Origin of the sequence: Gymnodinialimonas ulvae, from assembly GCF_037543845.1 — a bacterium.
GTDB classification, from domain to species: Bacteria; Pseudomonadota; Alphaproteobacteria; order Rhodobacterales; family Rhodobacteraceae; genus Gymnodinialimonas; species Gymnodinialimonas ulvae.
The window spans coordinates 408678-422508 of the sequence record NZ_JBBIFX010000003.1 but is presented as its reverse complement, the minus strand read 5'-3'; the positions used below and the strand labels follow the sequence as shown (position 1 = coordinate 422508).

The window sequence follows — 13831 nt, the reverse complement described above, 5'->3', positions numbered from 1 at the left end:
CCGGGCGCAGGGGATTTGACCCTCCGCCCGGCGCAGCCAGTGACCTAGCCCTCGCGCGGCGGGGTATTGCGCCCCTTTTTCACGGCGGGGCGGGCCAGAAATTGGTCAAGATAGGCCGGAACGTTGGTCAGGTCGCCCCAACCGACGATTTCCTTCGCGCCGTAGAAATCGAGCGCAGCCAACCACGGCGCAATCGCCATATCGGCGATGGAATACTCCCCCGCGATCCAGTCCTTGCGGTCCAATTCGCCCTCCAGCACGTTCAGTAGGCGCTTGGCCTCGGCCACGAAACGCTCCCGCGGGCGGGGGTCTTCGATCTCGGATCCGGCGAATTTGTGGAAATACCCAAGCTGACCCAACATCGGCCCAAGACCGCCCATCTGGAACATGACCCACTTGATGACCTGGTACTTGTCGGCCTCGGTCTCACCGAGGAATTTCCCTGTCTTTTCCGCCAGGTAGATCAGGATCGCCCCGGATTCCCAAAGCGCGATCGGCGTGCCGTCCGGTCCGTTCGGGTCGATCAGCGCGGGGATCTTGTTGTTTGGGTTCAGCGACAGGAATTCATCGCTCTTCACATCGCTGTCGGACAGCGTCACACGGTGCGCCTCGTAGGGCAGGCCCATCTCTTCCAGCGCGATCGAGGCTTTCACGCCATTGGGCGTCGGGAAGGAATACAGCTGGATCACCGACGGGTCCTGCGCCGTCCAGCGGGCGTTTATCGGGAATGTCTCAATCGGGTTCATGCGTCGCCTCAATGCAAAAAGTTACTTTGCTGAGATACTTCCCCTTGAATGAGTATGCCAGAGGTTGCCTTCTGCGCGCTCTATGGGTGGCCTGTGCGCAAGCGCACCAATGAATGCCGCCCGCACAACGGAACAGGACTGGGTGGAGCACCACATGATTTCAGAATTCAAGGACTTCATTGCCAAGGGCAATGTTATGGATATGGCCGTCGGTATCATTATCGGCGCGGCCTTCACGGCGATTGTCGGCAGCCTCGTGGCCGACCTGATCAACCCGATCATCAGTCTCGCAATGGGCGGGGTCGACTTCAGCGGCCTCTTCGTGTTGCTGGGTGAGGGCGACTATGCCTCCATCGACGCGGCTGACGAAGCCGGAGCGGCGGTGTTCGCCTACGGGCGCTTCATCATGGCGATCATCAACTTCCTGATCATCGCGTTTGTGGTGTTCTTGTTGGTGAAGGCCGTGAACAAGGCCAAAGGCCCCGAGGAAGAAGCAGAAGAAGAGCCCGCAGGCCCGACCCAGGAAGAGCTTCTGGCCGAGATCCGCGACGCCCTGAAGGCGCGCGGCTAAGTCAGCGATCTCTCACAGATCTGGAAAAGGCCCGCCCCTGCGCGGGCCTTTTTCGTGGGGCGTCAGGCCTTCGCCATGCGCCGCTTTGCCGATCTGTTGAACCAATACCAACCCCTGTAGGCCTCCAACGCCAGAAGCGGGCCGAAATGCACCAACGCCGGGCCGGTGCCGCCCCAATCATGCAGGGACGCCCAATGCAGCAAGGTGAACAGGGACGCCACATAGGTGGTGCGTCGCAGCGATTTCCAATGCGGTCCCATGGCCCGCACGGCGGCATCCATCGACGTCATCGCCAATGGAATGAAGATCGCGAAGGCCACCCAACCGGTCCAGATATAGAGCTTCGGCAAATCGCCGGTGACGGCGGCAAGGCTGCCTTCGTCGATCAGGTAGAACACCGTATGCAACAGCGCATAGCCAAAGGCCGCAACACCGAAATAGCGGCGATTGTGCCTGAGCCAGCCGATAAAGCGGCTCTGCCGGAAGATCAGCGCCAGCGGAGAGATCATCATCGTGAGGATCAAGAGCCGGGCTGCGAATTCGCCCGACGGGTGCAGCAGGCCGTGAATCGCCTCCGGGTCGGTCGAGGTCAGGGCCTCAAAGGTGAAAAGGGCGGGCAGAACGGCGAGCAGGGCCCAAAGCCAGTAGGGGGATAGGCGCGACATGTGTGATCTCCGAAAACGTCATGTCCGGTTACACGCAGGGCCCCGCAGTTTCCGTCGCTAGTGTTTCACCACAAGCGCCGGGGATATCACATCCAGCCCCAACGCCACCCCGACCGCGTAGTTGGTCAGTTTGCCGGCATGGGTGTTCAGCCCCTCCAACAGGTGTGGATCATCGGCGCAGGCCTGCCGCCAGCCCTTGTCGGCCAGCGCCAGCATGAACGGCATCGTCGCGTTGCCAAGCGCCAGCGTCGAAGTCCGCGCAACCGCGCCCGGCATGTTCGCCACGCAATAATGCACCACGCCGCCGACCTCGTAGATCGGGTCTTCGTGGGTGGTGGCCTTGGACGTCTCGAAACAGCCGCCCTGGTCAATCGCCACATCGACGATCACCGCGCCGGGCTTCATCGTCGACAATTGCGCTTTCGTCACCAGTTTGGGCGCCGCAGCGCCAGGGATCAGGACCGCGCCAATCACCATATCGGCGCGAGTGATCAGATCGGCGGTGGCATCCGCACTGGCGTAGCGCGTCTTGAATGTGCCGCGGTAGACATCGTCCAACCAGCTCAACCGGGGCAGCGACCGGTCCATCACCGTCACATCCGCCCCCATGCCAGCGGCGACCCGCGCGGCCTGCGTGCCCACGACGCCGCCGCCGATCACCACAACCTCCGCCGGGCCGACGCCGGGCACACCCCCCATGAGAACCCCGCGCCCGCCGTTGGCCTTTTGCAACGCCCAGGACCCGACCTGAGGCGCAAGCCGCCCGGCCACCTCCGACATCGGCGCCAGAAGTGGCAGGCCCCCGTTTGCATTGGTCACCGTCTCGTAGGCGATCGCGGTCACGCCACTGTTCAGAAGATCGCGGGTTTGGTCCGGGTCGGGGGCCAAATGCAGGTAAGTGAACAGGATCTGCCCCTCGCGGAGCTGCTTGCGTTCGACGGCCTGCGGTTCCTTCACCTTCACGATCATGTCGGCCTCGGCAAAGATCGCATCGGCGGTTCCCGCAATCGCGGCACCGACCGCGCGGTAGTCGTCATCGGTGAAGCCCGCGCCGTCGCCCGCGCCGGTCTGCATGGTGACGCTGTGGCCGTGGCCGATGGCTTCGCGCGCGGCGGCTGGGGTCAGGCCGACGCGAAATTCCTGCGGTTTGATCTCTTTCGGGCACCCGATATGCATGGTCCACTCCTCCGTTGAACGATACCTGCGATGACCAAAGCTTGCGCTTGTCGTGGTGGAATTGCTTTGAATGTTTGCCTGTGTCGGACTTATCTGTTGCAGGATTCGTGCATAAGAAGGGCATCGAATGAGGGATTCTGGATCAAGTGCCGAACTGGACGCGACGGATGCCGCGATTCTGCGCGCGCTGCAAAAGCAGGGCCGCATGACCCATGCCGACTTGTCCGAACGGGTGAACCTCTCGCCCTCGGCCTGCCACAGGCGGGTGCAACGGCTGGAGGCGGCGGGCGTGATCCGCGATTACGTGGCGCTTTTGAACCCGCGCGCCGTCGGGCGGGTGACGACGGTGTTTGTCGAGATCAAGTTGCAGGGGCAATCCGACGAAACCCTCGATGCCTTTGAAAAGGCCGTCGCCCGCGTGCCGGATGTGTTGGAATGCCACCTGATGGCGGGGACGGCGGATTACCTGTTGAAGGTCGTCGCCCGCGACAGCGAGGATTTCGCCCGCATTCACCGACAGCACCTCTCGCGTCTTCCGGGCGTGGCGCAGATGCAATCAAGCTTTGCCCTCAAGACCGTGTTCAAGACCACCGCCCTGCCGGTCTAAAGCACCGCGCTGACCGCGACAAAGGCCAGCACGCCGCAGAGCGCCGCCAACACCGCGCTCTTGCGCCAATATCCCACCCCCACCGCGACCAAGGCCGCCGCGATATGCGGCAGGCTCAGGGCTCCGTCACTGCCCGCAGGCCATAAAACCCCCGGCGTGACCAGCGCGGGCAGGATCGCCACCGGCGTGTACCGAAGGTGCCGCAGCAGCCAATCGGGCAGCTCGCGATTGCCGATAAGGCCCAGGAACGAGAACCGGATCGCATAGGTCGCCACCCCGAGCGCCACGATGATCAACCAGATCTCCGTCCCGCTCCAACCCGTCATTTGCCGGACCCCGCAGGTGGCGTGAACCGCGCGCCCATGCGTCGCTCGACCTCCGCGCCGACGATCATTGCACCGATCCCGGCGGGCAGAAGGCCAAGGTTGTAGGGCAATCCGCCAAACGCAATCGCCAATACGACCGACGCCGCCGCCGCCGCGATATGCGCACCGGTGCGCAAGGCGGGCGCGACCATCGCCAGAAACGCCACCGGCACGGCGAAGGTGATGTCCCAATCGCCCGGGATCGCCTCGCCCAACAAGGCCCCCACATAGGTCGCCACGATCCACACCGGGATAATCGGCACGCAGGTCCCGAAGAAATATCCCAACCGCTCCCCCAGCCCCATCTGCGGCGCGTCCTCGTATTTCAGGACCGATACCGCATAGGTCTGATCGACGTTCATGTAGGCCACCAACGCCCGTTGCCAGAGCGACGCGGCGCCGAGGTGCGGCGCCAGCGACGCGGAATACATCGCCATGCGCAGGTTCACCGCTATGGCCGACAACAACACGATCACCGCCGGCGCTTGATCCAGCATCAATTGCAACGCCGCGAGCTGCGACGCGCCCGCGATGACCACCACGGAAAACCCCATCACCTGCGTCAGGTTCAGCCCCGCCTCCGTCGCGACCACACCGAACAACGCGCCGAACGGACCGGCGACCAGTACAAACGGCCCCGCGTCACGCGCGCCGCGCCAGAAGGCAGTTCGGGATGAGTTGGCAGTGGCCATTGTGTCGATTACTCCTGATGTGAACCCGCCTTAATCGCGGTGTTTGGGGGATGCAAATGAAGCCTTGTCATGGGCTGGATCACGGGAACCGCGAATGAACCGCACGTACAGGATCGATGGAGCCGGGGATGAAAAAGCCTTTCGCGACGCCAGCCGTATGGCGGACAATGCCCTGGTTGACCTCTTTGGTGTGGGGGGGTCCACGAACATTTTGTGGGCACTCTCCATGTTGCTTGCCGGGGCCGGGGCCACGGCGGCTGTTTTCCTGATCCTGCAAACATCTGGCAGCACTTTTCCCGGTCTTCAGGGGCAGGGCGGTCTCTTGGTTGCGGTGCCCGTTGGGGTGGGCCTTTTCTTGGCTGCGATCACCCTGCTTGGCCGCTGGATCGACAAGGCGACCGCCCGCGGTTTCCTCAATGACCCGATGATGCAGAACCACCATGTCCTATTGTCGGAGGGCGGCATGCGCGTCGTTTCGGGGCGATGCTATACGCAATTCCATTGGGCTGATGTCACGCGGATCGAGGTTGCGGCAAACGTGATCTTCGTCATGGCAGGCGTTACCTGGGCCTATATCCGCCTCGCAGGATTCGCGGACGAGGAAGCGGCGAAATCTGCCATTGCCGACATGCGAGCCTGGCAGAAAGCGGCGCGCTCATGAGCGTTCCGGGCGTCATCCTTGCCGGCGGTGCGGGCCGTCGCATCGGCGGGGACAAGGCGCAGCATCTGTTGGCGGGCAGGCCGCTCTGGCAGCACGTCGCAGAGCGGATCACACCGCAGGTCTCGACCCTTGCGGTCAACGCGCCCGATCCGTTCGGCGACCTGCCCCATGTGCCCGACACTGTCCCCGGCCTCGGGCCATTGGCCGGTATCCTCGCCGCGATGCTCTGGGCCCAAGGCCAAGGCGCGGACCGCGTCCTGACCGTTGCGGTCGACACACCGTTTCTTCCGCATGATCTGGTGGCACGGCTGGCCAACGGTGACGGCATCGCCATGGCCGCGACTGCCGACGGCCTGCATGGCACCACCGCGCTCTGGCCCACGCATTTGTCGGTTGATCTGATGCAGGCGTTGACCGCTGGCACCCGCAAGGTCACCGAATGGGCCGCGACGCAAGATCTGACCCGAGTGCCCTTCCCCGACACGGCGCCACCGCCGTTTTTCAACATCAACACGCCCGAAGATCTCGCCCGTGCCGAGGCCTGGATGTGAGCCGTTTCGACACCATCGTCATGGTCGATTGGTCGGCTCGCTCCGCCCCGTCGCCGGTCAAGCGCACAAAGGATGCCATCTTCATCGGCATGGCGCGCGACGGGCGGGACGCTCCGCCGAACTACCAACGCACCCGCCACTGCGCGATGCGGTGCCTGACCGGCCTTCTAGACGGGGAACGCCGCGCGGGCCGCCGCGTTCTGGTCGGTTTCGACTTTCCGTTCGGCTACCCCCGCGGCTTTGCGCGCGCGGTCTGCGGGTCCGATAATCCGCTGGCGCTTTGGGCGCATCTGGCGGACCGCATCACGGACGACAATCGCAACCGCAACAACCGCTTCGACGTCGCCGAGGCGTTGAACGCGCTTTTCCACGCGCCCGGCCCTTTCTGGGGCTGCTCCGCCAAGCGCGCGACCGCGCAGATGTTGTTTCGCAAGCCCGACTACGCGCCCTTTGCTTTTGCCGAGCGGCGCAAGATTGAAACCGAATTGCCGCGTGCGAAGACCACGTTTCAATTGCTTGGCAATGGCTCTGTCGGGTCGCAAAGCCTCGTCGGCCTGCCGCATCTTCACGCGCTTCGGCAACGCTACGGTGATGCGCTCGCCGTCAGCCCGTTTCAGGCACCCGATGCCCCTATTGTCCTGGCCGAGATCTATCCCGGCCTGATTGACGCCGCGATCAAGACCCGCCTGCGCGCGGGCGATATCCTCGACGCCGCGCAGGTCCGCCTTGTTGCGCGTGCCTTTTCCCGCCTCGACCCCGGCCATCTCGACGCGCTCCTGCGCCAAGGCGACCGGGAGGAGGGTTGGATCCTCGGTCTCGGCGCGGAAGCCTCCCTGATCGACGGTATCGACTGAATGCAGCGCCCTGCCGCCTATGGCCTGACCCTTGCAACCTTCGGCGCGCTGGTCCTGACGCCGGACGCGATGTTGATGCGCCTGTCGGGGATGGGGGCCGTGCAGATGCTCGGCTGGCGCTCGACGCTCATGGGGGTCGTCATGATCACCCTCTGGGCGGTGCTCAGTCACAACAGACGCGCGGATATCGCCATGACCTTTGGTGCAGGCGGCCTTGCCATCGCCCTCTGCCAGGCGGTGAATGGCGCGCTCTTCACCTTCGGCATCGTCGGATCCCCCGTCACCCCGGTGCTGCTTGGCGTCGCCACCGTGCCGGTCGTTTCTGCGGTCCTGTCCTGGCTGGTGATGGGCGAGGCGACGGGCCGCGCGACATGGGTCACCATGGCGGCGGTTCTGACGGGGATCGCGGTGGCGATCTTCGGCAAGGCGGGCGGATTGGCCTTGGACGCGGCCGCGCTCAAGGGGGCGCTCTACGGGCTTGGTGTTGCGATCTGCCTCGCGTTGTCGTTCGTACTGATCCGCCGATTTGACGCCGTCCCGATCCCGCTTGCCGTGGGCCTCGGGGCGCTGCTGGCCGGGCTTGTCGGCATCGTGCTCACCGGCCCCGCGCAGATGCGGGGTGACGCGGTACTCTGGCCGATCCTGCTGACCGGCGCGGTGGTCCTGCCGGTCAGCTTCTATTGCCTCTCGCTCGCCTCCCGGCACACAGCAGCGGCCAACGTCAGCCTGCTTTTGTTGCTGGAAACGGTGCTTGGCCCGCTCTGGGTCTGGCTTGCCATCGGCGAAGCGCCCACCGCCCTGATGCTGCTGGGCGGTGCGATCGTCGTGGGCAGCCTTGCGGTTTTCCTACTGTCGCAGCGCCGCGGTGCTTACTGAAGGTCGCCGAACGCCTTTTGCATCCGCGCCACCGCATCCTCGATCACCGCCCGTGGCGCCGCGAGGTTGAAGCGCAGAAAGCTGTCGCCGCCGGTCCCGAAGGTTGGCCCGTAATTCACCGCGATCTTGGCATGTCCCGTAACCCGATCGGTAAACTCCTCCTGCGTCATGCCGGTGCCCTCGAAATCGACCCAGGCCAGATACGTGGCCTCCAACGCCATCGACCTCAGCCCCGGGATCGCATTGATCCCCGCGTCAAAAATCCGGGCGTTTTCCGCGATGTAGTCGCGCAGATTGTCGAGCCATTCCGCGCCCGCCGGCGAATAGGCCGCCGTCACCATGAACAAGCCGAACGAATTCGGCGACATGCCCAAAGCCGCCATCCGCGCGGCGAACCTGGCGCGCAACGCGTCATCGGCGATGATGACGTTGCCGACATGCGCGCCCGCGATGTTGAACGTCTTCGTGGCCGCCGTCATCATCACCAAACGGTCCGCGATCCCGTCGATCTTCGTCATCGGGATGTGGCGCTGCCCCGGCATCACCAGATCATGGTGGATCTCGTCGGACACGATGATCAGGTCATGTCGCCTTGCGAATTCGGCCACACCCTCCAACTCCGCCCGTGTCCAGACGCGCCCGCCGGGGTTGTGCGGCGAACACAGGATCAGCATCTTCTCGTTGCCGGTCATCTGCGCATCGAAGGCATCGAAATCCAACACATACCGCCCACCATCCTGCGCCATCTCCAATTCGCGCAGGTCGCGGTTCGCGGCCCGGATCACCTTGGCAAACGCGTGATAGACCGGCGTGAACAGAACCACACCGTCGCCCTCGTCCGTGAAGGTGTCGACGCACATCGCCGTGCCGTTCACCAACCCATGGGTCGTGAAGATGTGGCTTGGGTCCACGTTCCAACCGTGCCGCTCGGCCATCCACCAGCAGATCGCCGCGCGATATTTGCTGTCGTCGCCGAAGTAGCCGTAGACGCCATGATCCAGCATCGCCTGCACCGCGTCCTGAATGCATCCGGGCGGCCGGAAATCCATATCCGCCACCCACATCGACACGCCATCTTCGGGCGAAACGCCGTAAAGCGCCTCCATCATGTCCCATTTCACGCAATGGCTGCCGCGGCGGTCGATGATTTCGTCGAATGACATGTGTGGGCTCCGATCAAGTGACGAACGCGACCCTAGCGCGCCGATTTCTGGCCGCAAGCCCACGCCCTTTATTCGCGCGGCGGTTTGTCCTACATGGGCCTTTATGAAACGCCCGATTGTCCTGCATCCCGATCCACGGCTCAAAAAAGTTGCGGCCCCCGTCGATGATCTGTCCGACGAGCTGCGCGCTTTGGCCGAAGATATGCTGGCCACCATGTACGACGCGCCCGGCATCGGCCTCGCCGCGCCGCAGATCGGCGTGTCGCGCCGCCTGATCGTCATGGATTGCGTCAAGGAGGAAGGCGCGGACCCCCGCCCAATGGCGATGTTCAACCCAGAGGTCATCGCATCTTCCGACGAAACCAACGTCTACGAGGAAGGCTGCCTTTCGATCCCGGAGCATTACGCCGATGTCACCCGGCCCGAAGCCGTGACTGTGCGCTGGATCGACCCCAATGGCGTGGAACAGCAGGACACGTTCGATGGCCTCTGGGCCACCTGTGTGCAGCACGAGATCGACCACCTCGACGGCAAGCTCTTCATCGACTACCTCAGCCCGCTCAAGCGGCAATTGATCACCCGCAAGATGGTCAAATTCAAGCGCAACAGGGCAACCGAGAAAGCCTGATCCCCTCCCTTCCTACCCCCCAGGCGCACCTGCGAGGAGGGCCACCGGCCCGAAGAGCGACCGCACCCCCATCCCCCGAGGTTCCATGCCCAAGCGCCCCTTCCTTCCCTGGCCGGACAAACGCCTGCGCACGCCGGCCGATCCCGTGGATACCCTCACCGACGATCACCGCGCGATCTGGGACGACATGATCGAGACGATGGACGCCATGCCCGGCCTCGGCCTTGCCGCGCCTCAGATCGGGGTCATGCTGCGCCTCGCCGTCGTCGATGCCAGCGATGCGCGCGGGCAGGCGATCCGCATGGCAAACCCGGAAATCATCGCCGCGTCCGCTGACCTCAACACCTACCCCGAGGCGTCGCCGAATCTGCCCGGCGTCTCCGCCAAGATCACCCGCCCCGCGCGCGTGACCGTGGCCTTCACCGATGCGATGGGCATGCGGGTGCGGCAGGAATTCGTCGATCTCTGGGCCACCTCCGTGCAACATCAGATCGACCATTTGGCCGGGCGGATGTATTTCGACAATCTCGGAAAGGTAAAACGCGACATGCTGCTCAAGAAGGCAAGGAAGGCCCGCTGATGGATATCGTGATCGGGAGCGCGCGCAAATGCGTATAATCTTCATGGGTACGCCTGCGTTTTCTGTCCCGATCCTCGATGCGATCGTGGCGCAGGGGCACGACGTCGTCGCCGTCTATTCCCAACCCCCGCGCCCCGCCGGTCGCGGCAAGAAAGAACGTCCCGGCCCGGTGCATCAGCGCGCCGAGGCGCTTGGCTTGCCGGTTCGCCATCCCGTTAGCCTCAAGGACCCGCAGGCGCAGGAAGATTTTGCCGCCCTCAACGCCGATGTCGCCGTTGTCGTCGCCTACGGCCTTCTGCTGCCCCAACCCATCCTCGACGCGCCGCGCATGGGTTGTGTGAATGTCCATGCCTCCGATTTGCCACGCTGGCGCGGGGCCGCCCCGATTCAGCGCGCCATCATGGCCGGGGATACCACCACCGCCGTCTGCCTGATGCAGATGGAGGCCGGGCTTGATACCGGCCCGGTTCTTTTGCGCGATCAGGTGGCGATTGCGCCCGATGAAACCGCCGGCTCCTTGCATGACAAGCTGTCACGCGAAGGCGCCGGGTTGGTGCAAAAGGCCCTGCCCATGCTCGACATGCTCACGCCCGAGCCGCAGCCTGCGGAGGGTGTCACCTATGCCGCAAAGATCGACAAATCCGAGGCAAAGGTGGATTGGACGGCGCCCGCCCCCCATATTGATGCACAGATCCGCGGTCTGTCGCCATTTCCGGGGGCGTGGACCATGGTGAACGGAAAACGGGTGAAGATCTTGGCGTCATCCGTGGTTGATGGAACGGGCGTACCCGGGATTGTTTTGGATGGCGCAACGATTGCCTGCGGGTCCGGTGCGGTCGACCTCACCCGGGTTCAGCCCGAGGGCAAGGGGCCGATGACGGCAGAAGAGTGGATGCGCGGCGCGCGCCTCGCACCGGGTGACAGATTGGGAGAGGCCACATGATCCTGTTTTCGTTTTTCGGCTCGTTGATGATTGCCGGGGTCGTTGGCTTTCTGTTCGAGAAGTGGGGCTGGACCCACAATGGCATCCTGCCCTCGGTCTTCATCGCCTGGGGCGCTGTGTTGGTCTTGTTCTTTATCCGCTCGCTGTTCGGTTTGACGCTTGGCTCGCCCGGCCTCGATGCCGTGGTCGGTTCGGCGGCGGCGTTGATCCTGATCCCGACGGAATATGCCACCCATCGCCGCAAGCGGAAGAATGATCGCCGCTGATCTTACGCGCACAGAACGGGCCGGAGTGGGTTGTTTATGTGCGCGATTTGGTAGCTCTGAAAAAACTACAGAAAAACTACAGGAAAATGCACCTTGGTCAGGGGCCGGCGCGCCGGTTTCTGCACCGCAGCACTTGCGTGTTTTTGCGCAATATTCTACCCCTCAGCGAAAGTCACATGAAACATCCTTTCGCCGAGGTCCGCATATGAGCTTCCGTCTGCAACCCGCCCCCGTCGCCCGCCCGAACCGCTGTCAGCTCTTCGGTCCCGGCTCAAATACCAAGCTTTTCAGTAAGATGGCCGCGTCCGAGGCGGATGTGATCAACCTCGATCTTGAGGATTCCGTGGCCCCCGATGACAAGGCGCAGGCACGCGCCAATATTATTCAGGCTATTCAAGAGGTTGACTGGGGCACCAAGACGCTCAGCGTGCGCATCAACGGTCTCGACACCCCCTATTGGTATCGCGATGTTGTGGAGTTGCTAGAGGCCGACACACCGCGTCTCGATATCATCATGATCCCGAAAGTAGGTTGCGCATCAGACGTTTACGCCGTGGATGCCTTGGTGACGGCCATCGAAACCGCGCGCGGCCGAACCAAGCCCATCGGCTTTGAGGTGATCATCGAAAGTGCGGCCGGCATTGCCCATGTAGAAGACATCGCCGCCGCCTCCCCCCGCCTGCAAGCCATGAGCCTCGGCGCCGCCGATTTCGCCGCCTCCATGGGCATGCAAACCACCGGCATCGGTGGCACGCAGGAAGATTATTACATGCTTCATCAGGGGGTTAAGCATTGGTCGGATCCCTGGCATTGGGCTCAGACCGCCATCGTGGCCGCCTGCCGAACCCACGGCGTTTTGCCGGTCGACGGCCCGTTCGGTGACTTCTCCGACGACGACGGATACCGGGCTCAGGCGAAACGCTCCGCCACCCTCGGAATGGTCGGAAAATGGGCCATTCACCCCAAGCAGATCGCCTTGGCGAATGAGGTTTTTACGCCTTCGGAACAAGCGGTTACCGAAGCGCGCGAGATCCTGGCGGCGATGGAACAGGCCAAAGCCGATGGCTCGGGTGCGACCGTCTACAAGGGCCGTCTTGTTGACATCGCGTCGATCAAACAGGCTGAAGTTATTGTAAAACAGGCGGAAATGCTGGCCAGCTGATGCCGCAGCGTTAATACAATCGAAATTGATAGCCCCTAGCGTCCCGGACTCTGATCAGGCGCATTGGGGACTCCATGAGCATTGCGACTTTCGTTGATATGGCGGCGGCTTTGGCCGTCACCGCACTTCTTGCCGAGAGCTACGGGGCCGTGCGACGACGTCTCGTGGGCAATGCGGTGGCCCCGACGCTTATCGGCGTGATGTTCGGCGCGATGGCGGCGCTGCACATGCATAACCCGCTCGAACCCTATGCCGGCCTTATCATCGACCTCAGAAACATTCCTGTCGCGCTCGCCGGTGCGTTCCTGGGCTGGCGCGGTCTGATCCCGTGTCTGGTCATTGCCATGCTTACACGCATCGAAATTGGCGGCGTAGGCACCGTGTCTGGCCTATGGGCGATGGTCATTGCTGGTCTCGCGGGCATTATCTGGGCCCGAAAGATGGCCGCCTTCAAGAAACGCAATTTCGGGATGCTTCTCCTTCTGGCTTTGGCGATGTCGACGCACCTTCTGGCCGCCGTTGCGCTTCCGCGTGACCTGGCCGTCTGGTTCTTCACCTCCGCCGTCGGACCCATTCTGGCGATGAACTTACTCGTTGTGCCGCTGATCGGTGCGCTGCTGGAACGTGAAAACCGGCGCATACAAATCGAAGAAAAGCGCGAAAAAAGCGCGTCGCGCAATGCACATACCGGCCTTTTGACCGGCCAAACCTTCGTGCGCGAAATCACCAACGCATTCGCCGCCCAACCACTGGGATCTTTCGCCGGTGTCCTCGTGATTGCTGCCGAGGCGCCCGGATGGCGCAGCTTTTTCTGGATGGCGCGCAAATCCAATGCGCCCGAGGTTGAAGCGAGCTTGTTGTCGAGCCATCTGGGCCATTGGCCCCTTGCGGGGCGTGCGGCGAATGGCAGTATTCTGGTGCCGATCACACGAGAAGAACTGGAAACGGTCCACCGATTGCGGGCTTCGGTCCGTACCGCTCTGGCCGAAAACGCGATCGACGGTCACGCGCCGCTCTACTGGGACGTTTCGGAAATCGCAACGCCCGACCCCGGCGAATTCCTGCACCTGATCGAACGGGCCGCGCTGAATGGACGATCAACCTGGGCGACACCGAAACCGGTCTTCAACTATTCGCCCAAGCCGCACGGCAACGCGTCATTCGTGACCCGGTCCCGGATTTTCGACCCAGACGAACATGACGCCCTGTTCGCAAAAGCAAATTTCCTGATGGAGCGTAGCCGCGGATAGTCTGCAATCGCGCTGGTCGGATGCGCTGAGTTGCATCCGGGCATTAGCCCCGCCATATACGTGGCGTTGGGCAAC

General features: G+C 63.3%; 18 protein-coding genes. 12 read left to right on the top strand and 6 right to left on the bottom strand.

All coding sequences use genetic code 11. The annotated features are described in order from the left end of the window. Positions 1-44: 44 nt before the first annotated feature. On the bottom strand, positions 45-746 hold the full coding sequence (locus V8J83_RS16125; RefSeq protein ID WP_339987460.1) for a glutathione S-transferase N-terminal domain-containing protein: 702 nt from the start codon (positions 744-746) through the stop codon (positions 45-47). A gap of 154 nt (positions 747-900) precedes the next feature. Between V8J83_RS16125 and mscL the strand changes: the two genes are divergently transcribed. Continuing rightward, positions 901-1317: a large conductance mechanosensitive channel protein MscL gene (mscL, locus tag V8J83_RS16120; protein ID WP_339987459.1), complete on the top strand. Its 417-nt coding sequence runs from the start codon at positions 901-903 to the stop codon at positions 1315-1317. A gap of 62 nt (positions 1318-1379) precedes the next feature. Here mscL and V8J83_RS16115 read toward each other — a convergent pair whose 3' ends face one another. Both V8J83_RS16115 and ald read right to left on the bottom strand, forming a co-directional pair. Further along, positions 1380-1982 carry a protein-methionine-sulfoxide reductase heme-binding subunit MsrQ gene (locus tag V8J83_RS16115; protein WP_339987458.1) on the bottom strand — a complete coding sequence of 201 codons (603 nt, stop codon included), beginning with the start codon at positions 1980-1982 and terminating at the stop codon, positions 1380-1382. Positions 1983-2039: 57 nt separating this feature from the next. Continuing rightward, the gene (gene ald, locus V8J83_RS16110) at positions 2040-3158 is read right to left on the bottom strand and encodes an alanine dehydrogenase (protein WP_339987457.1); all 1119 of its coding nucleotides are present in this window, start codon (positions 3156-3158) and stop codon (positions 2040-2042) included. A gap of 127 nt (positions 3159-3285) precedes the next feature. Here ald and V8J83_RS16105 point away from each other — a divergent pair, with 127 nt between their 5' ends. Continuing rightward, complete coding sequence (locus V8J83_RS16105) at positions 3286-3765, top strand: Lrp/AsnC family transcriptional regulator (protein WP_339987456.1); 480 nt, start codon at positions 3286-3288, stop codon at positions 3763-3765. Here the strand turns inward: V8J83_RS16105 and V8J83_RS16100 are convergent. Then, complete coding sequence (locus V8J83_RS16100) at positions 3762-4091, bottom strand: AzlD domain-containing protein (RefSeq protein WP_339987455.1); 330 nt, start codon at positions 4089-4091, stop codon at positions 3762-3764. The two genes, V8J83_RS16105 and V8J83_RS16100, sit on opposite strands and share 4 nt — an antisense overlap. Next, positions 4088-4822 carry an AzlC family ABC transporter permease gene (locus V8J83_RS16095; RefSeq protein WP_339987454.1) on the bottom strand — a complete coding sequence of 245 codons (735 nt, stop codon included), beginning with the start codon at positions 4820-4822 and terminating at the stop codon, positions 4088-4090. Before V8J83_RS16095 ends, V8J83_RS16100 begins: the two co-directional genes overlap by 4 nt. Positions 4823-4916: 94 nt before the next feature. On the opposite strand from V8J83_RS16095, the gene V8J83_RS16090 reads away from it, so the two are divergent. The 4 genes from V8J83_RS16090 to V8J83_RS16075 are packed head-to-tail and all read left to right on the top strand — an operon-like array spanning position 4917 to position 7764. After that, entirely contained in the window at positions 4917-5483 is a 567-nt protein-coding gene (locus V8J83_RS16090) for a hypothetical protein (protein ID WP_339987453.1), read from the top strand. Then, positions 5480-6034 (top strand): molybdenum cofactor guanylyltransferase MobA, encoded by a 555-nt coding sequence (gene mobA / locus V8J83_RS16085; RefSeq protein WP_339987452.1) that lies wholly within the window; start codon positions 5480-5482, stop codon positions 6032-6034. The genes V8J83_RS16090 and mobA overlap by 4 nt, the downstream gene beginning before the upstream one ends. Then, positions 6031-6888 carry a molybdopterin guanine dinucleotide synthesis gene (locus tag V8J83_RS16080; protein ID WP_339987451.1) on the top strand — a complete coding sequence of 286 codons (858 nt, stop codon included), beginning with the start codon at positions 6031-6033 and terminating at the stop codon, positions 6886-6888. The genes mobA and V8J83_RS16080 overlap by 4 nt, the downstream gene beginning before the upstream one ends. Then, on the top strand, positions 6889-7764 hold the full coding sequence (locus V8J83_RS16075) for a DMT family transporter (protein WP_339987450.1): 876 nt from the start codon (positions 6889-6891) through the stop codon (positions 7762-7764). It begins immediately after the preceding gene. Here the strand turns inward: V8J83_RS16075 and V8J83_RS16070 are convergent. Continuing rightward, complete coding sequence (locus tag V8J83_RS16070; protein WP_339987449.1) at positions 7758-8927, bottom strand: MalY/PatB family protein; 1170 nt, start codon at positions 8925-8927, stop codon at positions 7758-7760. The genes V8J83_RS16075 and V8J83_RS16070 overlap by 7 nt on opposite strands. Before the next feature lie 103 nt (positions 8928-9030). Between V8J83_RS16070 and def (V8J83_RS16065) the strand changes: the two genes are divergently transcribed. The 6 genes from def (V8J83_RS16065) (at position 9031) to V8J83_RS16040 (ending at position 13756) form a co-directional block, all read left to right on the top strand. After that, positions 9031-9555 (top strand): peptide deformylase, encoded by a 525-nt coding sequence (def, locus tag V8J83_RS16065; protein ID WP_339987448.1) that lies wholly within the window; start codon positions 9031-9033, stop codon positions 9553-9555. Between the two features lie 85 nt (positions 9556-9640). Continuing rightward, a complete protein-coding gene (gene def, locus V8J83_RS16060; protein WP_339987447.1) occupies positions 9641-10135 on the top strand; it encodes a peptide deformylase in 495 nt (164 codons plus the stop codon). 28 nt (positions 10136-10163) lie between these two features. After that, complete coding sequence (gene fmt / locus V8J83_RS16055; protein ID WP_339987445.1) at positions 10164-11078, top strand: methionyl-tRNA formyltransferase; 915 nt, start codon at positions 10164-10166, stop codon at positions 11076-11078. Then, entirely contained in the window at positions 11075-11344 is a 270-nt protein-coding gene (locus V8J83_RS16050) for a hypothetical protein (RefSeq protein WP_339987444.1), read from the top strand. The genes fmt and V8J83_RS16050 overlap by 4 nt, the downstream gene beginning before the upstream one ends. Before the next feature lie 205 nt (positions 11345-11549). Next, positions 11550-12506 carry an L-malyl-CoA/beta-methylmalyl-CoA lyase gene (locus V8J83_RS16045; protein ID WP_339987691.1) on the top strand — a complete coding sequence of 319 codons (957 nt, stop codon included), beginning with the start codon at positions 11550-11552 and terminating at the stop codon, positions 12504-12506. Between the two features lie 74 nt (positions 12507-12580). Beyond that, the gene (locus tag V8J83_RS16040) at positions 12581-13756 is read left to right on the top strand and encodes a LytS/YhcK type 5TM receptor domain-containing protein (protein ID WP_339987443.1); all 1176 of its coding nucleotides are present in this window, start codon (positions 12581-12583) and stop codon (positions 13754-13756) included. Positions 13757-13831: the final 75 nt, after the last annotated feature.